Genomic DNA, 21,291 nt, shown 5'->3' on the forward strand with positions numbered 1-21,291 from the left:
ACGAGAAGGGCCGCGACGACAACAAGAAGCCGTCTAAGCCGGGTAATGGTTCCTCTGACCTGTCTTCGAAGCCGAGCGAGCGTTGCATCAACACCGGTTTGGGTGTTGGTATCCCGCTGCTGTTCCTGATTCCGGTTGGTCTGGCTTCCCAGATGAATATTCCGGGTCTGGCGGACTTTGTTGCTCCGATTAACAAGCAGATTCAGGATCTGAATACTCAGCTGCAGAAGCAGGCTGGTGTGTTCAACGGTCCGTTGGCTGACAAGATGGCTGGTATCGATGCGCAGTTGAAGCGTTTCGGTGCTGATTATCACCAGGTTGCTGGTGCTGTGGCTCTGATTGCTGCGGGTGCTCTGGCTATTGGCCTTATCGCTGATGCTTGTGCGCCGGGTGCAGGTTCCTCTAACGGTTCCTCTTCCTCCAAGTAATCCGCGCAGCGTAGGGACGTGTTCCCTTTAATAACACCGCCACGGGAGGTGCGTTAACCTCCTACCCAACTTGAGAGTTGATGAAGCGGGACATTGCTGCCGGGCTTTATAACCCGGTGGCGTGACCTGGCTCATTGCTCGATTTAGTTTGATAGTTCCGAAATACGATTTGTTATTTCCCATAGTCTTGGGTCTCTACCGAAGCTTTTCCTTTCCTTAAGCTACTGGTGTAGAGGCTCATGGCCACTGGCTTTTTGAAGCCAGTGTGCACGTACCCCGTCGCGTAGGTCAGAGGACGCGACGGGGTACTTTCGTTTTTCTCCTGAGCCGTGCCTCCCAGTGGTCGTTCTCCTTTGTTTGAAGCAGAGGTAGATGTGTTCTGGCGAGGTACGTCTTGCTAAGCTGACAGTGCTTTTTGAGCGTGCTTAGCTGGTGCTCTTTTGGTGCTGGCGGCTTCTAATTACACATCGTCACGGGTGCTTCCTTGCCTTCCTTGATTGTGCTTAGCCCGATTCCGTTTCTTTTGTCTTAATGGGTTTGCATGGAATGGCTGAGGAGGCTGAGATGCCGCGTCATAGCGGCGAACCGTCGAACCTGATCCGGATAATGCCGGCGAAAGGGAGGAATCATGAACTCTGTATCTCATGGTGGATTTGTTAATAGCGGCGCACCTGTGAACGGCGCTGCACCGCGCAGTTTGAACTGGCGTGTCGTCGACATCGTGGTGGCTTCCGTGCTGGGTGTGGCGTGTGGAATTGTGTTCCTGGCGTGGAACACGGTGGGCTACGCATGGTTCCAGGCCATGGATGCGCTCACGCCGGGCTTGGGCGGTATTGCCACTGGTATTTGGCTGCTGGGTGGTGTTGTTGGCGGCCTGATTATCCGCAAGCCGGGTGCAGCACTCTACGTAGAGCTGTTGGCGGCGATTGTGTCGGCGGTGCTTGGGTCCCAGTGGGGGATTAGTACGTTGTACTCCGGTATTGCGCAGGGCATTGGCGTGGAGATTGTCCTGGCAATCTTCCTCTACCGCCGCTTTGGTCTGGGCATTGCGATGCTCGGCGGCATGGCCGCGGGCTGGGGTGCGTTTGTACTGGAGCTGTTTACCTCCGGAAACCTGGGTAAGACTCTGCAGTTCAACATCATCTACCTGGTGACGCTGAGTATCTCCGGAGCCATTCTGGCGGGTGTCGTGGGCTATTTCGTAGTTAAGGCTCTTGCGAAGACTGGTGCGCTGGATCGCTTTGCGGTTGGCCGCGAACAGCACAACGCTTAGACAAGCGTTGCTTGTCGCTTGTTACTTGTTTTGCGCTGTTCTTAATTGTTTCGCGTTGTTTGTTGTTCGTCGATCGTTGACTGATGTTGGTTGACGTTGCTGACTGTGATGGCTGGTTCTGATGGCTGATGTGGGTAGTGCTGGGGCTACGAAGCTTGTGGCTCGTGGCTATGGCTGGACGCATGCGGGGAGGCGTGCGCCGGCGCTGGCGGATATTGACTTGGTTGTATCGCCGGGGGAGAAGGTGCTGCTGTGCGGCGATTCCGGTTCCGGAAAGTCCACGCTGCTGGCGGCCATAGCGGGAGTGCTTGGTGGGGATGATGAAGGCACCCGCGAAGGTGAGATTCTTCTTGAGGATTCCTCCGGTCACGTCGAGCCACCGGGGCACACGATTCCGGTGGGGCTGGTGTTGCAGGACCCGGACTCACAGGTGATTGCCGCGCGAGTGGGGGATGATGTGGCCTTTGGCTGTGAGAACTTGGCCTACCCGCGCTCGGAGATTTGGCGGCGGGTGTCGGCGGCGCTATCGATGGTGGGGCCATCGGTGGACTTGTCATTTCCCACTGAGCAGCTCTCCGGTGGGCAGAAGCAGCGTCTGGCGTTGGCCGGTGTCATCGCGATGGGTGCGGGAATGGTGTTGCTGGACGAGCCCACGGCGAACCTCGACCCCGAAGGTGCACGTGAGGTCATCGAGGCGGTATCCACCATGGTGGAGCGCACAGGTGCCACGCTCATCGTGGTGGAACATCAGCACTCGGCGTGGAAGGGTGTGCTCGACCGAGCGGTTGAGCTGAAGGATGGGCGCATTGTCGCTGATGGTCCACTGGAGACTGTCGTGGCTTCGCGTTCTATTAGCGGTTTGCCGCAGGCGCGGGGGATTGATGAGGCGTCGTCAAGCAGCGCTGGGGTAGTAGCGGAGGCGGCGGCGCTGTGGAGTACGGACTTGGTCACCCGTTTTGGGCCGCCGCGCAGCTATGCGCTACCGCGGGGGATGTCTACGGTGATTACTGGGCCGAATGGTGCGGGCAAGACTACGTGGCTGATGACGGTGGCGGGGTTGCTTCCGGCAGTCTCAGGGGAGATTGGCGTGGCGGAGTACGTGCGGCGGGGGCTGAAGGGCTCGCCGCTGACGTGGAAGTCCCGGGAGTTGGCGGACCGCATCGGGTTCGTCTTCCAGAACCCCGAGCACCAGTTCGTCGCCCGCACGGTAGCGGAGGAGCTGCGCGTGGCACCCCGGGTGATGCACCGCGAGGTGCCAGAGAAGCGCATTGCAGAGCTCGTGGAGGCTTTGCGTTTGGAGCATCTGCTCAACGCCAATCCGTTTACGCTCTCCGGAGGGGAGAAGCGCAGGCTGTCTGTGGCCACGGCGTTGGTCACGGCGCCGGAGGTGTTGCTTCTTGATGAACCAACTTTTGGCCAAGACCCTCATACCTTTACCGAGCTGGTGTGGCTGCTGCGGCGCATGGCGGATGAGGGGACGACGATTGCTTCGGTGACCCACGATCCGTTGTTCATTTCCGCGTTGGGCGACTACCGAGTGGAGGTGAGCCGTGGCTAAATCTTCTTCGGTGAGCGTGAAGGACGCTGGCCGTTTGGGCAACGCTGGATTGCTGCGTGGGGTAAATCCGCTGACGCGCATCTTCCTGATGTTCGTGTGGGTGACACCCTTGTTGCTCTCAGTGGATTGGGTCTCCGCGGTGGTGTCGTTGGGGATGACTCTGCTCTTTGCGCCGCTGTGCGGGGTGTCCTGGCCGCGGCTGTTTAAGGCTGGGTGGTTCCTGTTTCTTATTGCGCCATTGTCCGGTATTTCGATGCTGCTCTACGGTGCGCCCGGCGGGCGGGAGTACTTCAGCTGGTGGCTGATTACGGTCACGGATAACTCACTGGAGCTGGCCATCGCCATTACGGTGCGTGTGCTGGCAGTGGCGCTGCCGATGGTGGTGCTGGCGCGAGATATTGACCCGACAGAGCTTGGCGACGCCCTCTCTCAAATCCTCAAGCTGCCCTCCCGGTTTGTCATCGGGGCGGTGGCCGGGGTGCGCATGATGACGCTGTTCAAATCAGACTGGCAGTACCTGGCCATGGCGCGGCGTGCGCGTGGGCTTACCGACGAAGGCCGCATCAAGCACCTCATCACTATGTCCTTCGGATTGTTGGTGCTGGCCCTGCGCCGCGGCGGGAAGCTCGCCACGGCGATGGAAGCGCGCGGATTTGGTCGCACCCCGCCGGGCGGCGGCCAGCGCACGTGGGCGCGGCCCTCCCAATTAGCCGGCCGGGACTGGCTGGTGATGGTGGTGGGAACCGGCCTTGCGGCGCTTCCGGTGGTAGTTTCGGTTCTCAGTGGGTCCTGGAGATTCTTCGGACTCTAGGATGACTCTCTCTTAAAGCTGCACGCTAGACATACCCAGAAGTGGTGAAAGAAAACATGCAGGACACGGACCGCACGGACCAACGGGAAGGCGGTAAGGGAACTGCCGATACCAACGCCACCGAGATGGACAGGCTCTTGAATGATGTGGTGTCGCTCGCGGCAGCGCGCAAGCGCCCGATGCGCCCAGTCACCGTGCTTATCGACGGCCCCTCCGGCGCCGGCAAAACCTGGACCTCCGTGGCCCTAGCGGAGCGCACGGGGTGGCGAGTAGTCCACCTCGACGAGTTCTACCCCGGCTGGCATGGGCTCAAAGAAGGCTCAGAGATGGTTTCAGAGCAAGTGCTGCGGGAGAATAACCCGGGCTATTGGCGCTGGGATTGGGAAGCCAACGCCCCGAAGGACTGGGCCAGCCTGGATGAACGCGATGATTTGATCGTCGAGGGCGTGGGTTCTGTCACCGAGGCCACCGTGGCCGCCGCCAAGGAGCGTGGCTCCGTGGTGACCGTGCGAATCGACGGCCCACGCGAGAAGCGCCGCGAGCGCGCCCTTGAGCGCGACCCCGGTTATGAAGAGTGGTTTGAAACCTGGGAGAAGCAGGAACAAAAGCACTTCGCCGAACGCGCCGTGGAGGCGGACCTGAGCTGGGAGTGGCGCTAGTTCATACTGCGGTTCGAGTGCCAAGCCAAGCGGACGAAACTCGGATTTGGGCAGATCAGCGGGCTAATGGTAGTCTGTCCAAGGTTTCATCTTTATAGGAGATGAAAAGTCTGATCGGTATCTCAGCCACCCTGTGGCTGAGAGAAGTTCTGGACATGCGGAAGGGCCCCGGAGAAGAGCCCCTATTTTTGCATGTTTGGGCGAGTGGAAACGGTCAGTTCAAGCCGAAGTCATAGAGAAAGACTAGATTTATGCCAACTATTCAGCAGCTGGTCCGCAAGGGCCGCCACGACAAGAAGGCCAAGGTTGCTACGGCCGCCCTGAAGGGCTCCCCGCAGCGCCGTGGCGTGTGCACCCGCGTGTACACCACCACCCCGAAGAAGCCGAACTCGGCTCTGCGTAAGGTTGCCCGTGTGCGCCTGACCTCCGGTATCGAGGTTTCCGCCTACATTCCGGGCGAGGGCCACAACCTGCAGGAGCACTCCATGGTGCTCGTCCGCGGTGGTCGTGTGAAGGACCTCCCGGGTGTTCGCTACAAGATTATCCGCGGCGCACTGGATACCCAGGGCGTGAAGGACCGTAAGCAGGCTCGTTCCCGCTACGGCGCAAAGAAGGGACAGTAATCAACAATGCGTAAGAATGCTGCACCGAAGCGTCCTGTAGTTAAGGACCCGGTTTACAACTCCGAGCAGGTCACCATGCTCGTGAACAAGATCCTGCGTGACGGCAAGAAGTCCACCGCTGAGCGTATCGTCTACGGTGCTCTCGAGGTCTGCCGCGAGAAGACCGGCACCGACCCGGTTGGCACCCTGGAGAAGGCTCTGGGCAACATCCGCCCGGACCTCGAGGTTCGCTCCCGCCGTGTCGGTGGCGCTACCTACCAGGTCCCGGTTGAGGTTAAGCCGGCCCGTTCCAACACCCTGGCTCTGCGTTGGCTGGTGACCTTCACCCGTCAGCGTCGTGAGAACACCATGATCGAGCGTCTCGCCAACGAGATCCTCGATGCATCCAACGGCCTGGGCGCTTCCGTTAAGCGTCGTGAGGATACTCACAAGATGGCTGAGGCCAACCGCGCCTTCGCTCACTACCGCTGGTAATACCTGCGGTATAACCCGCCACACGGCATTATGGCTCGAACAGCGATATCATCGTTTACCTGCGCTGACAGTGCGTGCACGCGCTCCCTTCGGCGGAGCGTCGCACGCTAGTCGGTGCGGAATCTAAACCTTAATAGCGTTGTTCGAGCCATTTTTTATGGCGTGAGCTTCACGCCTCACGCTGACGTATAGGCCCAGACGTGGCAAAATAGACCAAGACCTATCCATGAAGACGTCCTTGTAACGTGGTTGGCGGTTAGCTGACTCGGGCGTCGACGACAATTAAGTTGGGGTATTAACTGTGGCACAAGAAGTGCTTAAGGATCTGAATAAGGTCCGCAACATCGGCATCATGGCGCACATCGATGCGGGTAAGACCACTACCACCGAGCGCATTCTCTTCTACACCGGTATTAACCGTAAGGTCGGCGAGACCCACGATGGTGGCGCTACCACTGACTGGATGGAGCAGGAGAAGGAGCGCGGCATCACCATTACGTCCGCTGCTGTGACCTGTTTCTGGAACAACAACCAGATCAACATCATTGACACCCCGGGTCACGTGGACTTCACCGTTGAGGTTGAGCGCTCCCTGCGTGTTCTCGACGGCGCTGTTGCTGTCTTCGACGGCAAGGAAGGTGTGGAGCCGCAGTCCGAGCAGGTGTGGCGCCAGGCTGCTAAGTACGACGTCCCTCGTATCTGCTTCGTCAACAAGATGGACAAGATGGGCGCGGACTTCTACTTCACCGTTCAGACCATCATTGATCGCCTCGGCGCTAAGCCGTTGGTCATGCAGCTGCCGATCGGTGCTGAGGATGACTTCGACGGCGTCGTCGACCTGATCAACATGCAAGCGCTGACCTGGCGCGGCAAGGTAGAAACCGGAACCGAAGCCACTATCGAGGAGATCCCGGCCGAGCTGCAGGAGAAGGCTGAAGAGTACCGCGAGAAGCTGCTCGAGGCCGTCGCTGAGTCCGACGAAGAGCTCATGGAGAAGTACTTCGGTGGCGAAGAGCTGACCATTGAGGAAATCAAGGGCGCTATCCGCAAGATGACCGTGAACTCCGAGATCTACCCGGTCCTCTGCGGTACCGCTTACCGCAACAAGGGTGTCCAGCCGCTGCTCGACGCTATTGTTGACTACCTCCCGAACCCGCTGGACATCGGCGAGGTCAACGGCACCTCCCTCGACGGTGAGGAGACCCTGACCCGTAAGCCTTCCGTTTCCGAGCCGTTCTCCGCACTGGCCTTCAAGATTGCCGTGCACCCGTTCTTCGGCAAGCTCACCTACGTGCGCGTCTACTCCGGCCAGGCTATCCCGGGCGAGCAGATGCTCAACTCCACCAAGAACAAGAAGGAGCGCGTGGGCAAGCTCTTCCAGATGCACGCGAACAAGGAGAACCCGGTCGAGCACGCCGACGCCGGTAACATCTACGCGTTCATCGGTCTGAAGGAAACCACCACCGGTGACACCCTGTGTAACCCGGACAACCCGATTATCCTCGAGTCCATGGACTTCCCGGATCCGGTTATCCAGGTTGCTATTGAGCCGAAGACCAAGGCTGACCAGGAGAAGCTGGGTACCGCTATCCAGAAGCTGGCTGAAGAGGACCCGACCTTCACCGTTCACCTCGATGAGGAATCCGGCCAGACCGTTATCGGCGGTATGGGCGAGCTGCACCTCGACGTTCTGGTTGACCGCATGAAGCGCGAGTTCAAGGTTGAGGCAAACATCGGTAACCCGCAGGTTGCTTACCGCGAGACCATCCGCAAGAAGGTCGAGTCCCTCGACTACACCCACAAGAAGCAGACCGGTGGTTCCGGCCAGTTCGCAAAGGTCATCGTTACCATCGAGCCTTACAACCCGGATCCGGAGGAGCTGGAAGAGGGCGAGTCCGCAACCTACAAGTTCGAGAACGCCGTCACCGGTGGCCGCGTTCCGAAGGAGTACATCCCGTCCGTCGACGCTGGTATTCAGGACGCTATGCAGTACGGCTTCGTCGCTGGCTTCCCGCTGGTGAACATCAAGGCCACCCTCGAGGACGGCGCTTACCACGACGTTGACTCCTCTGAGATGGCCTTCAAGCTCGCTGGCTCCCAGGTCCTCAAGGAGGCCGTTGCCAAGGCAAAGCCGGTTCTGCTTGAGCCGATCATGGCCGTTGAGGTCGTGACCCCGGAGGAGTACATGGGTACCGTCAACGGTGACATCTCCTCCCGCCGTGGCCAGGTCTTCGCGATGGAAGACCGCTCCGGCGCTAAGGTGGTCAAGGCTAAGGTTCCGCTGTCCGAGATGTTCGGCTACATCGGTGACCTGCGTTCCTCCACCGCTGGCCGTGCAAACTTCACCATGGTCTTCGATTCCTACGCTGAGGTTCCGTCCTCCGTGGCACAGGAGATCATCGAGGAGCGCACCGGCTCCAAGGCCTAAGGGCTAAAGGGGAACCGATCGATTCCCCTCCCTGTGGGGGCTGGTAGTCTTCGCCAGTAGACACCAACTCCCAGCGCTGGGGAGGTAGCGGTCCGCTGAATGCGTAAACATTTTGCGCGTTGAGCCGGCCGTTACCCTCCCAGGATCCTTTAAATTGATTCTTGTCGAGGGTCAACGTCCGCACGTGTTGGGCGGGGTTACCTCCTATTTGGGCAGTTTGAAAAAACTGCGGCATAAATCTAGGATCGTGTAACTGGCACGTAAGAAAGCGTCATTAGCGCTTATGGGCTTCGGCCCGAAGTGCCAATGGCAATACAAACCACGTGGCTGCGAAATACGTAGCCGCCATAGAGTCCAGGAGGACAAACAGTGGCAAAGGAGAAGTTCGAGCGTACGAAGCCGCATGTGAACATCGGCACCATCGGACACGTCGACCACGGCAAGACCACCACCACCGCAGCGATCACCAAGGTTCTGGCTGACGCTTACCCGGAGGAGAACACCGCTTTCGCCTTCGACATGATCGATAAGGCTCCTGAGGAGAAGGAGCGCGGTATTACCATCAACATCTCCCACGTTGAGTACTCCACCCCGAAGCGCCACTACGCACACGTGGACGCCCCGGGCCACGCCGACTACATCAAGAACATGATTACCGGCGCTGCTCAGATGGACGGCGCTATCCTGGTTGTTGCTGCAACCGATGGCCCGATGCCGCAGACCCGCGAGCACGTTCTGCTGGCTCGCCAGGTTGGCGTTCCGTACATCCTCGTTGCACTGAACAAGTGCGACATGGTTGACGATGAGGAAATCATCGAACTCGTCGAGATGGAGATCCGCGAGCTGCTCGCCGAGCAGGACTACGACGAGGAAGCTCCGATCGTTCACATCTCCGCTCTGAAGGCTCTTGAGGGCGACGAGAAGTGGGTACAGTCTGTCATCGACCTGATGCAGGCTTGCGATGACTCCATCCCGGATCCGGAGCGTGAGCTGGACAAGCCGTTCCTGATGCCGATCGAGGACATCTTCACCATTACCGGCCGCGGTACCGTTGTTACCGGCCGTGTTGAGCGTGGCTCCCTGAACGTCAACGAGGACATCGAGATCATCGGTATCAAGGACAAGTCCATGTCCACCACCGTTACCGGTATCGAGATGTTCCGCAAGATGATGGACTACACCGAGGCTGGCGACAACTGTGGTCTGCTTCTGCGTGGTACCAAGCGTGAAGAGGTTGAGCGTGGCCAGGTTTGCATCAAGCCGGGCGCTTACACCCCGCACACCAAGTTCGAGGGTTCCGTCTACGTCCTGAAGAAGGAAGAGGGCGGCCGCCACACCCCGTTCATGGACAACTACCGTCCGCAGTTCTACTTCCGCACCACCGACGTTACCGGCGTCATCAAGCTGCCTGAGGGCACCGAGATGGTTATGCCGGGCGACAACGTTGAGATGTCCGTAGAGCTCATCCAGCCGGTCGCTATGGACGAGGGCCTGCGCTTCGCTATCCGCGAGGGCTCCCGTACCGTCGGCGCTGGCCGCGTTACCAAGATCCTCGACTAATTCTCGCTAGGGCTTAAGGCCCTTCCTGATTAGCAGGTCTGAAAACCGCTCAATCCCTGACGGGGTTGGGCGGCTTTGGTGATCGCGGGCCTACTAGGCTTAGGAGTCATGTTTGACCCAACCCGTATTGACCGCACCCTCGCCGCGTTACGCGCCGCGTGGGAGGGCCAACCGGATCTGCCTTTGGGAACCCTGTTCGGCATGCTCGCGGCTGAAGGATACGGCTGGGGCGTGCCTGACGACGAACTCACCGCCCGCCTCGAGTCCATGGCAGCCGTCCACCCGCCGCTCGTGGCTCTCGACGCCCACCTCATCACCGAAGGCCTCTGGCTCGTCGTCACCCCGTCCCACCGCGTTACCTTGACGCCTAACGCCCTTTCCAAAGCCTCGGCCGTCCCAGTTGCCAAGGCCCTCACCGAGCCCTCTGAACCTCAGACTTCACGCCCCGGTTGCATGGCTGTAGTGCGACCGGTGTCTAAGGAAGGACAGCGCGGGCAACCTGTGGCGTGGCAGGTCTCAGCGCTCCGTGCGGTGGGCCCTGGCCGCCCGCTTGTCCTCGCAGACACGGAAGGTTTCGAGCATCGCTTCGGTGTCGTCGAGTCTGTTACTCGGCTGCGCGAGGACAGTCGCAGTTTGACTGGCTTGAAGCGCCGCAGCGTGGGGGATCGTGTGTGGTTCATCCGCACCGATACGGAGACAATCCTCCTCGACCATGGCCTGCATATGGTCGAGCGCAAGAACCGCGAGCTCATCCGCACTGATTTCTCGTGGCATCGAATCGAGGAAGGCGAAATAGGAAAGCCCCTCCGTATCCATCTTTCGCGCGGCACCATGCACACGTTGGGCGTCATCAAGGAGCTCATCCTCGCAGAGTCTGAACCTTGGAGCCCTCCCTCCTCGCCACCCCATTAAGCAGTCAGTAGTTAGCGGATTTCCCTTTAAGGGCTTAGAAACCCCGTTGCTCCTGCCGCTTTCGGCGGCACGTGCAGAGGGGCTTGAGATCGCCTAAATCCCCGCAATCCTGGAGTCGCCCTTTAAGGGCTTAAGGAGGCCTGTCGTCTCTGCCCCTGCTACTTCCGGCAGCACGTGCGGCGGGACCTGAGATCGCCGATTCCCCCGTCAGCCTGGATTTGGTTGATGGGTGGCGCTCGCATAAGGCTCGCCGATGTGCCCGCGTACCTTGCTGTGGTTAGCGGGTGCTTCCATCGGGGTGGTGTTGGTGCTGGTGGTGAGCCCTTTCCTTTCTCTCATCGCGGTGTCTGGTGGCTGCGGGTGTTAGCTGCTGTCGGGTGGTGGGGCTGGTGGTTGTTGTGGTGTTGTGCCCGGTGTTGTTGCAGCTCCTTGTTCTGGTGCTGTGGCCTGTGTCTTTGTGGCTGTTTCCCGTTCGGTGTTGAGTCTGGTTAGTGCTTCTTGGTATTCCGGCATTGCGGTAATCGGCGCACCCCAGGGTGGGATGAAGCTGACTCCGGTGTTGAGTCGGTACATGTAGCCACGCCCGGTAGGCCTTAAAGGGTCATCGTCGTTAATACCGTTGTGGTAGGCACATAGAAAGGTCAGGTTGTTGATGTTGGTGTAGCCACCAGCCTGCCAAGGCACCAAATGATGGACCTGGCAGTAATCAGCTGGTTTATTGCAGCCAGGTCTAGAGCAGGTGTGGAATTCCGCGTGGAGGGTGAGGCGTTGGTTGAGGTTTGCTCTACGTTCTAGTCGCCAGGTGTTGATGGGGCCTTCAAGAGGGTGGACGAGGGTGGCGTAGCCGATTTCGGCGAACTTGTGGGTTAAGAACTCAGCGCCTGTCATGCGCGCGCCGTTGGTCAGGTTGAGCTCGATCTCGTCCCCGTCGCCGTTAATAATCTGGTCTAGCTCGTTGAGGGTGATGATGATTTGGGTGCGCACTGCCGGTTTGGAACCGGTGCCTTCTGTGAAGAAGATGTCGTTGGCGGCCTTTAGGAGGTCGGTGTTGGTGGATTCTAGGACTGCGCGCATGTTGGCGATCGTGGTGGCGTCATCGGTAATGGAGAGGGTGTTGGGGCCTTCGGCTCTGTAGGTAATCCGCACGCCTGGTTTGGCTATGCGTTTGGCTTGGAGTTCTTTAAGGCGCTGGGTGGCAACCTGGCGGATGCGGTGCGCGGGGGTGGCGGCGAGTTTTGCGCGGAGGTTCCACGCATCCAGGGTCTTTTTCACCTTGGATGTGTAGGTTTCGATGAGTGTGAGGGTGCCGAGGCTGTGGCGTTGTTGAAGAGCGGCGGCGCGGGCTTTGCGTTGTTTGCCGCTAAAGCGGGTGGGCCCGAAGTACACCTGGTGCAGGCCGGCAAGCTCGGCAGCATCGGAGGCAGAAGCTCCGAGCGCGCGGAGCTCATCGGGTGCGCTGGGTATGTTCTCCACCAGCGCAATCCCCGAGTTGCGTAGGCGGATGTAGATTTCAATATCCCCCATGGGCACAGAGACTAAAACAGCACCCGCAACCCCGCAACCGGAAGAATAAACAGCCAGCTCAGCGGCGGCCACTGAGCAGTAAAGAATCCTATGCGACCGCGTTGCGGACCTTCGTGAAATGAACCTTGTACCGCGTATCAACATCCACGTCCGGGAAGGCCGCGCGGAAATCACGGTCATTGACTTCAATGGCATCCTTGATGCGCAGCAGTGGGGTATCGGGATCCGCCAGTACCTCATACTGCAGCGTCGGCCGCGAGCGGTCATAAGCCACCAACCGCGCGACCTTCTCCACGCCCTCGACCTCACCGAGCGTATCCGCTACCGCCCCCGCAATCGCGGACATCTCCGTCTTAATCGCGCCCTCCTCATTCGACTCCTCCGAAGTCATCGAATTAAACCGGTGATGACGCAGGTTGCTAATCACGAGCCACAGGCCGGCGAGGGCACAGATGATCGTCGCCAAGCACAGCGCATACGGCCACCAGGTCTGTTCCGGCAATCCAGCCCACGTGTCGTGGTCCACCCACGTGGCCAAGTACGTAGCGAAGGGCACGTCGAAGTGAATGAGAATCGGCCACACGCCCAAGGCAATGAGCAAGAGTCCCAACATCGCTAAAATCGCGCGGTCCACACCCGCAAGTGCCTTAGACATTGGCGATATCCTCCTGTTCATTCTCAATCACCACGGTAACCTCCGGAGCCGGCGTGATAGCCGCCAGCGCCGCCGTCACTGCTTCAGTCACGCGCTCTTTAAGCTGCGCATCATCAGCATCGCCCGTGGCCGTCACGGTAATACGGGAGCGCTCCTTAGTAATCTTCGCCCGACTCCGCGCCGCCGTGGTCCCCGGAACCCGACGCGCGGTTGCCGACGCCACCCGCGCAATATCCACCGCGCGCAGCCACATCGACGCATCCTCGGAGCCAATCCGCACGTGCGTTGTCTTCCGCGGAGCACACGCCGCCCACAACAGAATCAGCCCGACGACGATCGCCACGCCCCCGGCCACGAGCATCCATGTGTGAATCTCCGGCGAGGACATCACGTCGATGAACGGCTGCAGCCACGAGGTTCCGCCCTCATTGGCACCAATCACCCAGGCCTCACGCCCCACGACCACGGCGGCCGCGAGCAGCAAGATGCCCACGATGATGGTCCAGCCGCGTGCCGGCGGGGAGGCTTTCGGGCGTTGGCCAAAGCCAGCGGGCAGCGACTTCTCACTCATGATGGCCTCCTTCGCGGATGGTGATGGCGCGCAGCGGCACCGGACGCGGGACGTCTATCCGGCGGGTGAATTCGGCCGAGGGCCGAATCGTAATCGGGCGAAGCTGAAGCGGCGTGGCATGCGGGACGCGTAGGGGAGCAGCGGGCGGAAGCTCCACGCCGCGCGGCTCAACCGGGCGGGGTGCTTCGACGTGGCGCAGCGCGAACTCCCGTGGCGCCGGCACCGAGCGAACCTGCACCGGCGCGGGCTCGGTAACCGCGCGCAGCGGCTGCGGTTCGGCCGTGTGAATGGGGCGCAGCTCCTCGTAGCGATTCTCGCCAGGGCCGAAACCTTCCGTGCGTACCTTAACGTCCGCAGGCTTGCCGACGCCCCTCACCCGCACCGCCTCCGGCACACTCACCCCGCGCACCGGGACCGGCACAGGGGTTGACACCTGACGCACCGCGGCGTGCTGACTCACGTCCACCGGCTTCAAGGCACGCTCCGGAACAATCGCCGGAATCTGCGCCGACAGCGGCGTGCGTGTCTCAACAGCCAGCGCGGTTGTGCGCTCGCCTGGGACCGCGCCGCCCACCGTCACGTTGACGCGAGTGGTGCGAAAGCCCGTGAAATCGCGGACAGCCTCCTGGATTGCTGCGCGCACCGCCTTCGCAACCTCGGTGACGGGGGAGGGCCAGCAGACAGCAATGTCGACATCGACCGCCACCATCTGCGTATCCGGATCCATTTGCGCCATCACGCGCGGGAAGGCGCGGCCGGCGAGGCCGGCTAACTTGGCGTCGACAGCCGCGGTTCCCGGCACGCTCGCGATGGCGGAGCTAATGACCTTCTCCATCGCGCGCAGGGAAAAGCGGGTGCGGCCGTGCTTGGCGGTGCTCACTAGCCTCGGCCTCTATCCTGGCCGACCACGCCCTTCCACACCGCGGTGAGGTCAATGCGGCCGTCGAAATGCGCGCCGATGACGCCGCCCACCGCGGCGAGGAGCACCGCGAGCGCGACGTACCACACGCCGAGGTAGATGAAAAAGGCCAGAACCAAGCCAGCGATCACGCCGAGGGAGGTGTAGTTCTTCATGGTTTTCCTTTAGTTCTGTATGTCGGTTCCTTCTAGACCGCGTCGTCGAAGACCACGTCGACGCGGCGCACCGCGGGCCAGGTGGTGCGGACGGTGGTGCGGGTGACGTCGCCAAGCTCGGCGAGTGGAACACCTGCGCTGACATCAACGACGATGTGCAGCTCCAGGTGCGTGTCATCTTGCGGGTTAGGGCGGCGGATGCCGTGCACGCGCTCACCAGGAAAGAGCAGTGCGACCTCCCCGAACCGGCCGGGCGAGAGCTTGGCGACGCCCCTTAGATCCGTCACCGCCGCCGCTATGGACGTGGCAATGGGGAGGGTGAGCTCAGCAGAGGTCACGTTATGCCTGGCCCTGGGTAACCGCCGGGGCTGCCTCGGTGGACTCGTCTTCTTCGCGCGGCAGCTTGACGTCGTGGACGACGACGTCAACGCGGTCGACGGACAGGCCGGTCATGCGCTCGACCGCATTCATGATGTTGCGGCGAATAGCCTCGGCAAGTTCGTGGATGGCCACGCCGTACTCGGCGATGATGGCGATCTCGATGGAGGCGGTGCCGTTATTGACCTCGACGCTGACACCCTGGCGGACGTCCTCGGAGGCACCGAAGGACTCGCGGATGGAGCCCATCATGCGGGCGCCACCGCCGCCGAGGGCAGCGACACCGGAGACCTCACGGGCGGCGATGCCGGCAATTTTAGAGACGACAACGTCATCAATACGGGTGGTGCCGAAATCGGTCTCCAGGTTCTTGTTGCGCTCCGGGGTGGTGTCGGCAGCCGTGGCGGTCTGCTCGGCGACGTCCTTGGGGGTGGTGTTTTCAGCCATGATGGATCCCTCTCACTGTGTAGTTGATTTATGTCGGTATCTACGTCACGAGCTTAACCGCGAACGCGGAGCGCGGGGCGGCGGGGAGCTGATCCTTGGCCAAAACGTGATGTTACCCACTGTTTCTTCATAAGTTTGGAAAACGCGAGGTTACGTGCTTAAATACAGGGGTTGCTTTAACACAGCGACGTAGCCGCAGGCTCCAGCTTGTAGGGCGTTGTTGCTGGTAAGGCGAACATGACACCTTTGTTGTGGGGCTCTTCTAGAACCGCACGCGAAGGTCATCCGATCGGGCTAGGTCCGCGCTTGAGCAGAGACAATCCCGAGAAGATGGACCGGAGAAGGGGCATGGCAAATAAACAGCGGCAGTATATGAATAAGACTTTGGTTGCGGATCATTGAGATCTAACGCCCCAGTCTTCTTCCTATTTACTTTGACTACGGGTCTTGTACCCCGTCACGAGCACTGCACTCTGGGCTTTTGCCTTAAGTCACTCTCGTGGTCGTCATGACAGTCAGACAACTGGCGTTGAGCCATGGCTTCCAGCCCGGACAACGTTATAGAGAAATCGAGAAGCAATTTCCCACCGCTTCACGCCCCGGATACGCCGGGAATGTGAAAGTGGGGAAGCGAGGAAGAGGATAAGCGTGGCGGGACAAAAAATCCGCATTCGGCTGAAGGCCTACGACCACGAGGCCATCGACGCTTCTGCTAAGAAGATCGTCGAGACCGTTACCCGTACGGGTGCTCGTGTTGTCGGCCCGGTGCCGCTCCCAACCGAGAAGAACGTATACGCCGTTATTCGTTCTCCGCACAAGTACAAGGACTCTCGCGAGCACTTCGAGATGCGCACTCACAAGCGCCTCATCGACATTCTCGACCCGACCCCGAAGACCGTTGACGCCCTCATGCGCATCGACCTTCCGGCAAGCGTCGACGTGAATATCCAGTAAGCGATCGACACAACGTATTTGGTGGAGAACAAACAATGAGTGAAAACGAGATCAAGGGAATTCTGGGCACCAAGCTCGGCATGACCCAGGTCTTCGACGAGGAGAACCGCGTTGTGCCGGTGACCGTCGTCGAGGCTGGCCCGTGCGTGGTTACCCAGATCCGTACCAAGGAAACCGATGGCTACAACGCCATCCAGATTGCCTTCGGCGAGAAGGACCCGCGCAAGGCCAACAAGCCGGCCGCTGGTCACTTCAAGAAGGCTGGCGTGACCCCGCGCCGCTACGTCGCTGAGATCCGCATGGACGATACCTCCGCATACGAGGTCGGCCAGGAGGTCAAGGTGGACATCTTCGAGGGCGTTACCTTCGTTGACGTCACCGGCACCACCAAGGGTCACGGCTACGCTGGCGCCATGAAGCGCCACGGCTTCGCAGGCCAGGGCGCTGCCCACGGTAACCAGGCTGCTCACCGCCGCGTTGGTGGCATTGGTGGCGCTTCGTTCCCGGGCCGCGTCTTCAAGGGTAAGCGCATGGCTGGCCGCATGGGCCAGGACCGCGTGACCACCCAGAACCTGAAGATTCAGAAGATTGATGCCGAGTCCAACCTGCTGCTCATCAAGGGTGCTATCCCGGGTGCGCGCGGTGGCCTCGTCACCGTTAAGACCGCAGTGAAGGGCGGTGCACACGCATGAGCAACCTCAAGCTAGACGTCCAGACCGCTGACGGTAAGACCAACGGCACCGTTGAGTTGCCGGCCGAGCTCTTTGACACCGAGGCATCCATTGCTCTGATGCACCAGGTTGTCAACGCACAGCTCGCTGCTGCTCGTCAGGGTACCCACAAGACCAAGACTCGCGGCGAGGTCCGCGGCGGTGGTCGCAAGCCGTTCCGCCAGAAGGGCACCGGCCGCGCCCGCCAGGGCTCCATCCGTGCGCCGCACTACACCGGTGGTGGCACCGTGCACGGCCCGGTCCCGCGTGACTACTCCCAGCGCACCCCGAAGCGCATGATCAAGGCTGCTCTCTACGGCGCACTGTCTGACCGTGCACGTAACGAGCGCATCCACGTCATCGAGGAGCTCGTCCCGGGCCAGACCCCGTCCACCAAGCAGGCCAAGGCTTTCATCGAGCGCCTCACCGACCGCAAGAATGTTCTTCTGGTCATCGGCCGCGAGGACATCAATGCTCGCCGCAGCGCCAACAACCTGCCGAACGTCCAGATCCTGGACGCCGGCCAGCTGAACACCTACGACGTCCTCTACTCGGATGACGTTGTGTTCTCCGTTGAGGCTCTGCACACCTTCGTCGAGCGCGCTACCGGCGCCGCCGAGGAAGCTAAGGAGGAGAAGTAATGGCTAAGCTCGCTAACCCGCGCGACGTCATCATCGCACCGGTTGTGTCCGAGAAGTCCTACGGCCTGATGGAGCAGAACGTCTACACGTTCTACGTCTCCACGGACTCCAACAAGACCCAGATTAAAGATGCCGTCGAGCAGATCTTCGGCGTGAAGGTTGCTTCCGTGAACACCGTGAACCGTGCAGGCAAGCGCAAGCGCACCCGCACCGGTTTCGGTCAGCGTAAGTCCACCAAGCGCGCCTACGTGACGCTCCGTGAAGGCAGCGACTCCATCGACGTCTTCGGCGCAGGCGCTTAAGCCCCACCGAAGAGCCGAAAGGAAAAGGAAGAATTATGGCTATTCGTAAGTACAAGCCGACAACTCCGGGTCGCCGCGCATCCTCCGTGTCCGAGTTCGAGGAAATCACTCGCTCGACCCCGGAGAAGTCCCTGCTGCGCCCGCTGAGCAAGACTGGTGGTCGTAACAACTACGGCCGCATCACCACCCGCCACATCGGCGGTGGCCACAAGCGCCGTTACCGTCTCATCGACTTCCGTCGTACCGACAAGGACGGCATCCCCGCAAAGGTCGCTCACATCGAGTACGACCCGAACCGTACCGCTAACATCGCCCTCCTGCACTACGCAGACGGCGAGAAGCGCTACATCATCGCCCCGAAGGGCCTGAAGCAGGGCGCCATCGTTGAGGCTGGTGCGAACGCAGATATCAAGGTTGGCAACAACCTGCCGCTGCGCAACATCCCGACCGGTACCACCATCCACGCTGTGGAGCTCAAGCCGGGCGCTGGCGCTAAGCTGGCTCGCTCCGCTGGTGCTTCCATCCAGCTGCTGGGTAAGGAGGGCAAGTACGCCATCCTGCGTATGCCGTCCTCTGAGATCCGTCGCGTCGACATCCGTTGCCGCGCCACCGTCGGTGAGGTTGGCAACGCTGACCAGATGAACATCCGCTGGGGCAAGGCCGGCCGTATGCGCTGGAAGGGCGTCCGCCCGACCGTCCGCGGTGTCGTTATGAACCCGGTCGACCACCCGCACGGTGGTGGTGAGGGTAAGACCTCGGGTGGTCGCCACCCGGTGTCGCCGTGGGGCCACAAGGAAGGCCGCACCCGCAACCCGAACCGTTACTCGAACAATATGATCGTGCGCCGTCGTCGCCCGAACAAGAAGCGCTAAGAGGAGGTAAACAATGCCACGCAGCCTTAAGAAGGGCCCGTTCGTCGATGAGCACCTCCTCAACAAGGTTGATGCTCAGAACGAGGCCGGCACCAAGCAGGTCATCAAGACCTGGTCTCGCCGCTCCACCATCCTGCCCGATTTCATCGGTCACACCTTCGCCGTCCACGACGGCCGCAAGCATGTGCCGGTGTTCGTCGAGGACTCCATGGTTGGTCACAAGCTCGGTGAGTTCGCACCCACCAAGACCTTTAAGGGTCACGTCAAGGACGACAAGAAGGGACGTCGATAAGCGATGAGTGACACCATCACCTCCGCATCCGCAACGGCTCGCTACGTCCGCGTTACCCCGATGAAGGCACGCCGCGTCATCGACTTGGTCCGCGGTAAGTCCGTAGCCGAGGCACTTGCAATCCTGAAGTACGCTCCGCAGGGCGCCGCTGAGCCGGTTGCCAAGGTTGTTGCATCCGCAGCTGCCAACGCTGAGAATAACTTCGGCCTGGATCCGCGCACCCTGGTCATCTCCGAGGCATACGCCAACGAGGGTCCGACCATGCGTCGTTTCCAGCCGCGCGCACAGGGCCGCGCATTCATGATTCGTAAGCGCACCAGCCACATCACCGTGGTTGTCGAGAGCCAGAAGGAAGGGGCCAAGTAATGGGCCAGAAGATCCATCCTCACGGCCTACGTTTGGGCATCACTTCCGACTGGAAGACCCACTGGTACGCCGATAAGGACTACGCAAACTACGTAGCCGAAGACATCAAGATCCGCGAGTACTTGGAGAAGGGCCTCGACCGCGCCGGCATTGCCGACGTCGTCATCGAGCGCACCCGCGACCGCGTCCGCGTGGACATTCACACCGCCCGCCCGGGCATCGTGATTGGCCGCCGCGGCGCTGAGGCTGACCGCATCCGCCGCGAGCTGGAGAAGCTCACCGGCAAGATGGTTGCCCTCAACATTCTCGAGGTCAAGCAGGTCGACGCCAACGCAACCCTGGTTGCGCAGTCCATCGCGGAGCAGTTGGTTAACCGTGTCGCATTCCGTCGTGCAATGCGCAAGGCTATCCAGTCCGCTATGCGCCAGCCGCAGGTCAAGGGCATCAAGATTCTGCTGTCCGGCCGCCTGGGCGGTGCAGAAATGTCTCGCGTTGAGCGCTACCACGAGGGTCGCGTTCCGCTGCACACTCTTCGCGCCGAAATCGACTACGGCACCGCAGAGGCCCACACCACCTTCGGCCGCATCGGCATCAAGGTGTGGATCTACAAGGGTGACGTTGTCGGTGGCGTGCGCGAGTCCGAACTGAACGCTCCGGCGCAGGGCCGTGGCCGCGGTGACCGTAACGGTCGCTCGCGCCGTGGTGGCCAGCGTCGTCAGCGCGCACAGCAGAAGCAGGAGGGCTAATCCATGCTGATTCCTAAGCGCGTCAAGTACCGTCGCCAGCACCGCCCGACCCGCTCGGGTGTGTCCAAGGGCGGTAACCGCATCAACTTCGGTGACTACGCCATCCAGGCTCTCGAGCCGGCGTACATCACCAACCGCCAGATTGAGGCCGCACGTATTGCCATCAACCGCCACGTTAAGCGCGGTGGCAAGGTGTGGATCAACATCTTCCCGGACCGCCCCCTGACCCAGAAGCCGCTCGGCGTGCGTATGGGTTCCGGTAAGGGTCCCGTCGAGAAGTGGGTTGCCAACGTTAAGCCGGGCCGCATCCTCTTCGAGATGACCTACCCGAACGACGAAGTTGCCATCGAGGCCCTGCGCCGCGCTGGCCAGAAGCTTCCGTGCAAGGTCCGCATCATCAAGAAGGAGGACCAGTTCTAATGGCTACCGGTACCCCCGCCCACGAGTTCCGTGAGCTCGACAACGCTGAGCTGGAAACCCGCCTGAAGGATGCGAAGGAAGAGCTCTTCAACCTTCGTTTCCAGAAGGCCACTGGCCAGCTGACCAACAACCGCCGCATCGGCACGGTTAAGCGCGACATCGCCCGCATCTACACCGTTCTGCGCGAGCGCGAGCTGGGCCTGTCCGTTGCTCCGGGAGCTGAGGCTTAATCATGAGTGAGGCAAACGTGAACACTAAGAAGGAAAAGGGCGCTCGCAAGACCCGCACCGGCATCGTTGTCTCTGACAAGATGGACAAGACCATCGTTGTCGAGCTCGAGGACCGCAAGCAGCACGCCCTCTACGGCAAGATTATGCGCACTAACAAGAAGGTTAAGGCGCACGACGAGAACGAGACCGCCGGCATCGGCGACCGCGTTCTCATCGCCGAGACTCGCCCGCTGTCCAAGGACAAGCACTTCCGTCTCGTCGAGATCGTGGAGAAGGCTAAGTAAAATCTAGCCCTCCTCGATATCAGTGGCCCCCACGGTGAACGTGGGGGCCATTTTTATGCGCCCTTGGCTTCCGCATCCGGCGCGCCAGAGACACCAGTC

The 21,291-nt window shown here is 60.7% G+C and carries 27 protein-coding genes, 1 pseudogene and 1 riboswitch; of the genes and pseudogenes, 21 read left to right on the plus strand and 7 right to left on the minus strand.

Going from position 1 to position 21,291, the window contains the following annotated elements; translation table 11 throughout:
• The 10 genes and pseudogenes from HMPREF2808_RS13500 to HMPREF2808_RS06120 all read left to right on the plus strand — a co-directional run.
• Positions 1-428, plus strand: a pseudogene (locus tag HMPREF2808_RS13500) (hypothetical protein); the annotation flags it as partial.
• Between the two features lie 462 nt (positions 429-890).
• A riboswitch (TPP riboswitch) is annotated at positions 891-1,068 on the plus strand.
• Positions 1,057-1,701, plus strand: coding sequence for an ECF transporter S component (locus HMPREF2808_RS06080; protein ID WP_070624317.1), 645 nt, complete (start codon positions 1,057-1,059; stop codon positions 1,699-1,701). (Overlaps the previous riboswitch by 12 nt.)
• Positions 1,702-1,822: 121 nt before the next feature.
• On the plus strand, positions 1,823-3,259 hold the full coding sequence (locus HMPREF2808_RS06085) for an ABC transporter ATP-binding protein (RefSeq protein ID WP_070624258.1): 1,437 nt from the start codon (positions 1,823-1,825) through the stop codon (positions 3,257-3,259).
• Between the two features lie 88 nt (positions 3,260-3,347).
• Positions 3,348-4,070, plus strand: a complete 723-nt coding sequence (locus HMPREF2808_RS06090) for an energy-coupling factor transporter transmembrane component T family protein (RefSeq protein WP_070525764.1) — start codon at positions 3,348-3,350, stop codon at positions 4,068-4,070.
• Positions 4,071-4,126: 56 nt separating this feature from the next.
• A complete protein-coding gene (locus HMPREF2808_RS06095) occupies positions 4,127-4,729 on the plus strand; it encodes an isopentenyl transferase family protein (protein ID WP_070525760.1) in 603 nt (200 codons plus the stop codon).
• A 251-nt stretch (positions 4,730-4,980) separates the two neighbouring features.
• Positions 4,981-5,352: a 30S ribosomal protein S12 gene (rpsL, locus tag HMPREF2808_RS06100; protein ID WP_005286791.1), complete on the plus strand. Its 372-nt coding sequence runs from the start codon at positions 4,981-4,983 to the stop codon at positions 5,350-5,352.
• Positions 5,353-5,358: 6 nt separating this feature from the next.
• The gene (gene rpsG / locus HMPREF2808_RS06105) at positions 5,359-5,826 is read left to right on the plus strand and encodes a 30S ribosomal protein S7 (protein ID WP_070525758.1); all 468 of its coding nucleotides are present in this window, start codon (positions 5,359-5,361) and stop codon (positions 5,824-5,826) included.
• Between the two features lie 301 nt (positions 5,827-6,127).
• Entirely contained in the window at positions 6,128-8,254 is a 2,127-nt protein-coding gene (fusA, locus tag HMPREF2808_RS06110; protein WP_070525756.1) for an elongation factor G, read from the plus strand.
• Between the two features lie 369 nt (positions 8,255-8,623).
• On the plus strand, positions 8,624-9,814 hold the full coding sequence (tuf, locus tag HMPREF2808_RS06115; RefSeq protein ID WP_010189688.1) for an elongation factor Tu: 1,191 nt from the start codon (positions 8,624-8,626) through the stop codon (positions 9,812-9,814).
• A 108-nt stretch (positions 9,815-9,922) separates the two neighbouring features.
• Positions 9,923-10,726, plus strand: coding sequence for a hypothetical protein (locus HMPREF2808_RS06120; RefSeq protein WP_070624259.1), 804 nt, complete (start codon positions 9,923-9,925; stop codon positions 10,724-10,726).
• Between the two features lie 363 nt (positions 10,727-11,089).
• Here the strand turns inward: HMPREF2808_RS06120 and HMPREF2808_RS06125 are convergent, their stop codons facing one another.
• From HMPREF2808_RS06125 to HMPREF2808_RS06155, 7 genes are all read right to left on the minus strand, one after another.
• Entirely contained in the window at positions 11,090-12,250 is a 1,161-nt protein-coding gene (locus tag HMPREF2808_RS06125; RefSeq protein WP_070624318.1) for an HNH endonuclease signature motif containing protein, read from the minus strand.
• Between the two features lie 88 nt (positions 12,251-12,338).
• Positions 12,339-12,905 carry an Asp23/Gls24 family envelope stress response protein gene (locus HMPREF2808_RS06130; RefSeq protein WP_070624260.1) on the minus strand — a complete coding sequence of 189 codons (567 nt, stop codon included), beginning with the start codon at positions 12,903-12,905 and terminating at the stop codon, positions 12,339-12,341.
• The gene (locus tag HMPREF2808_RS06135; RefSeq protein ID WP_070624261.1) at positions 12,898-13,476 is read right to left on the minus strand and encodes a DUF6286 domain-containing protein; all 579 of its coding nucleotides are present in this window, start codon (positions 13,474-13,476) and stop codon (positions 12,898-12,900) included. Before HMPREF2808_RS06135 ends, HMPREF2808_RS06130 begins: the two co-directional genes overlap by 8 nt.
• Positions 13,469-14,356, minus strand: a complete 888-nt coding sequence (locus HMPREF2808_RS06140; RefSeq protein WP_256388855.1) for an Asp23/Gls24 family envelope stress response protein — start codon at positions 14,354-14,356, stop codon at positions 13,469-13,471. The genes HMPREF2808_RS06135 and HMPREF2808_RS06140 overlap by 8 nt, the downstream gene beginning before the upstream one ends.
• A complete protein-coding gene (locus HMPREF2808_RS06145; protein ID WP_010189668.1) occupies positions 14,356-14,550 on the minus strand; it encodes a hypothetical protein in 195 nt (64 codons plus the stop codon). Before HMPREF2808_RS06145 ends, HMPREF2808_RS06140 begins: the two co-directional genes overlap by 1 nt.
• Positions 14,551-14,582: 32 nt before the next feature.
• Positions 14,583-14,888: a hypothetical protein gene (locus tag HMPREF2808_RS06150; RefSeq protein WP_070527776.1), complete on the minus strand. Its 306-nt coding sequence runs from the start codon at positions 14,886-14,888 to the stop codon at positions 14,583-14,585.
• Position 14,889: 1 nt separating this feature from the next.
• Positions 14,890-15,375 carry an Asp23/Gls24 family envelope stress response protein gene (locus HMPREF2808_RS06155; RefSeq protein ID WP_070527779.1) on the minus strand — a complete coding sequence of 162 codons (486 nt, stop codon included), beginning with the start codon at positions 15,373-15,375 and terminating at the stop codon, positions 14,890-14,892.
• A gap of 648 nt (positions 15,376-16,023) precedes the next feature.
• Between HMPREF2808_RS06155 and rpsJ the strand changes: the two genes are divergently transcribed.
• The 11 genes from rpsJ to rpsQ are packed head-to-tail and all read left to right on the plus strand — an operon-like array spanning position 16,024 to position 21,192.
• A complete protein-coding gene (gene rpsJ, locus HMPREF2808_RS06160) occupies positions 16,024-16,329 on the plus strand; it encodes a 30S ribosomal protein S10 (RefSeq protein WP_003848085.1) in 306 nt (101 codons plus the stop codon).
• 35 nt (positions 16,330-16,364) lie between these two features.
• Positions 16,365-17,021: a 50S ribosomal protein L3 gene (gene rplC / locus HMPREF2808_RS06165; RefSeq protein WP_070521756.1), complete on the plus strand. Its 657-nt coding sequence runs from the start codon at positions 16,365-16,367 to the stop codon at positions 17,019-17,021.
• On the plus strand, positions 17,018-17,680 hold the full coding sequence (rplD, locus tag HMPREF2808_RS06170; RefSeq protein WP_010189650.1) for a 50S ribosomal protein L4: 663 nt from the start codon (positions 17,018-17,020) through the stop codon (positions 17,678-17,680). Before rplC ends, rplD begins: the two co-directional genes overlap by 4 nt.
• Positions 17,680-17,982, plus strand: coding sequence for a 50S ribosomal protein L23 (gene rplW, locus HMPREF2808_RS06175; RefSeq protein ID WP_046648478.1), 303 nt, complete (start codon positions 17,680-17,682; stop codon positions 17,980-17,982). The genes rplD and rplW overlap by 1 nt, the downstream gene beginning before the upstream one ends.
• Before the next feature lie 35 nt (positions 17,983-18,017).
• Complete coding sequence (gene rplB, locus HMPREF2808_RS06180) at positions 18,018-18,854, plus strand: 50S ribosomal protein L2 (RefSeq protein WP_070563577.1); 837 nt, start codon at positions 18,018-18,020, stop codon at positions 18,852-18,854.
• Positions 18,855-18,867: 13 nt separating this feature from the next.
• On the plus strand, positions 18,868-19,146 hold the full coding sequence (gene rpsS / locus HMPREF2808_RS06185; RefSeq protein ID WP_010189646.1) for a 30S ribosomal protein S19: 279 nt from the start codon (positions 18,868-18,870) through the stop codon (positions 19,144-19,146).
• A 3-nt stretch (positions 19,147-19,149) separates the two neighbouring features.
• Positions 19,150-19,512 (plus strand): 50S ribosomal protein L22, encoded by a 363-nt coding sequence (rplV, locus tag HMPREF2808_RS06190; protein ID WP_010189645.1) that lies wholly within the window; start codon positions 19,150-19,152, stop codon positions 19,510-19,512.
• Complete coding sequence (rpsC, locus tag HMPREF2808_RS06195; protein ID WP_070446580.1) at positions 19,512-20,258, plus strand: 30S ribosomal protein S3; 747 nt, start codon at positions 19,512-19,514, stop codon at positions 20,256-20,258. Before rplV ends, rpsC begins: the two co-directional genes overlap by 1 nt.
• A 3-nt stretch (positions 20,259-20,261) precedes the next feature.
• A complete protein-coding gene (gene rplP, locus HMPREF2808_RS06200) occupies positions 20,262-20,678 on the plus strand; it encodes a 50S ribosomal protein L16 (RefSeq protein ID WP_070521748.1) in 417 nt (138 codons plus the stop codon).
• Entirely contained in the window at positions 20,678-20,908 is a 231-nt protein-coding gene (rpmC, locus tag HMPREF2808_RS06205) for a 50S ribosomal protein L29 (RefSeq protein ID WP_005276944.1), read from the plus strand. The genes rplP and rpmC overlap by 1 nt, the downstream gene beginning before the upstream one ends.
• 2 nt (positions 20,909-20,910) lie before the next feature.
• Complete coding sequence (gene rpsQ, locus HMPREF2808_RS06210; RefSeq protein ID WP_070521746.1) at positions 20,911-21,192, plus strand: 30S ribosomal protein S17; 282 nt, start codon at positions 20,911-20,913, stop codon at positions 21,190-21,192.
• Positions 21,193-21,291: the final 99 nt, after the last annotated feature.

Source organism: Corynebacterium sp. HMSC078A10 (genome assembly GCF_001811565.1).
In the GTDB taxonomy this organism is placed as follows: domain Bacteria; phylum Actinomycetota; class Actinomycetes; order Mycobacteriales; family Mycobacteriaceae; genus Corynebacterium; species Corynebacterium hesseae.

What these genes read in the sequence shown, in the direction of transcription:
- HMPREF2808_RS06080 (WP_070624317.1), top strand. Translation starts at nt 1,057, where the DNA reads ATGAACTCTGTATCTCATGGTGGATTTGTTAATAGCGGCGCACCTGTG.
- HMPREF2808_RS06085 (WP_070624258.1), top strand. Translation starts at nt 1,823, where the DNA reads ATGGCTGATGTGGGTAGTGCTGGGGCTACGAAGCTTGTGGCTCGTGGC.
- HMPREF2808_RS06090 (WP_070525764.1), top strand. Translation starts at nt 3,348, where the DNA reads ATGTTCGTGTGGGTGACACCCTTGTTGCTCTCAGTGGATTGGGTCTCC.
- HMPREF2808_RS06095 (WP_070525760.1), top strand. Translation starts at nt 4,127, where the DNA reads ATGCAGGACACGGACCGCACGGACCAACGGGAAGGCGGTAAGGGAACT.
- rpsL (WP_005286791.1), top strand. Translation starts at nt 4,981, where the DNA reads ATGCCAACTATTCAGCAGCTGGTCCGCAAGGGCCGCCACGACAAGAAG.
- rpsG (WP_070525758.1), top strand. Translation starts at nt 5,359, where the DNA reads ATGCGTAAGAATGCTGCACCGAAGCGTCCTGTAGTTAAGGACCCGGTT.
- HMPREF2808_RS06120 (WP_070624259.1), top strand. Translation starts at nt 9,923, where the DNA reads ATGTTTGACCCAACCCGTATTGACCGCACCCTCGCCGCGTTACGCGCC.
- HMPREF2808_RS06125 (WP_070624318.1), bottom strand. Translation starts at nt 12,250, where the DNA reads ATGGGGGATATTGAAATCTACATCCGCCTACGCAACTCGGGGATTGCG.
- HMPREF2808_RS06130 (WP_070624260.1), bottom strand. Translation starts at nt 12,905, where the DNA reads ATGTCTAAGGCACTTGCGGGTGTGGACCGCGCGATTTTAGCGATGTTG.
- HMPREF2808_RS06135 (WP_070624261.1), bottom strand. Translation starts at nt 13,476, where the DNA reads ATGAGTGAGAAGTCGCTGCCCGCTGGCTTTGGCCAACGCCCGAAAGCC.
- HMPREF2808_RS06145 (WP_010189668.1), bottom strand. Translation starts at nt 14,550, where the DNA reads ATGAAGAACTACACCTCCCTCGGCGTGATCGCTGGCTTGGTTCTGGCC.
- HMPREF2808_RS06155 (WP_070527779.1), bottom strand. Translation starts at nt 15,375, where the DNA reads ATGGCTGAAAACACCACCCCCAAGGACGTCGCCGAGCAGACCGCCACG.
- rplC (WP_070521756.1), top strand. Translation starts at nt 16,365, where the DNA reads ATGAGTGAAAACGAGATCAAGGGAATTCTGGGCACCAAGCTCGGCATG.
- rplD (WP_010189650.1), top strand. Translation starts at nt 17,018, where the DNA reads ATGAGCAACCTCAAGCTAGACGTCCAGACCGCTGACGGTAAGACCAAC.
- rplW (WP_046648478.1), top strand. Translation starts at nt 17,680, where the DNA reads ATGGCTAAGCTCGCTAACCCGCGCGACGTCATCATCGCACCGGTTGTG.
- rplB (WP_070563577.1), top strand. Translation starts at nt 18,018, where the DNA reads ATGGCTATTCGTAAGTACAAGCCGACAACTCCGGGTCGCCGCGCATCC.
- rpsS (WP_010189646.1), top strand. Translation starts at nt 18,868, where the DNA reads ATGCCACGCAGCCTTAAGAAGGGCCCGTTCGTCGATGAGCACCTCCTC.
- rplV (WP_010189645.1), top strand. Translation starts at nt 19,150, where the DNA reads ATGAGTGACACCATCACCTCCGCATCCGCAACGGCTCGCTACGTCCGC.
- rpsC (WP_070446580.1), top strand. Translation starts at nt 19,512, where the DNA reads ATGGGCCAGAAGATCCATCCTCACGGCCTACGTTTGGGCATCACTTCC.
- rplP (WP_070521748.1), top strand. Translation starts at nt 20,262, where the DNA reads ATGCTGATTCCTAAGCGCGTCAAGTACCGTCGCCAGCACCGCCCGACC.
- rpmC (WP_005276944.1), top strand. Translation starts at nt 20,678, where the DNA reads ATGGCTACCGGTACCCCCGCCCACGAGTTCCGTGAGCTCGACAACGCT.
- rpsQ (WP_070521746.1), top strand. Translation starts at nt 20,911, where the DNA reads ATGAGTGAGGCAAACGTGAACACTAAGAAGGAAAAGGGCGCTCGCAAG.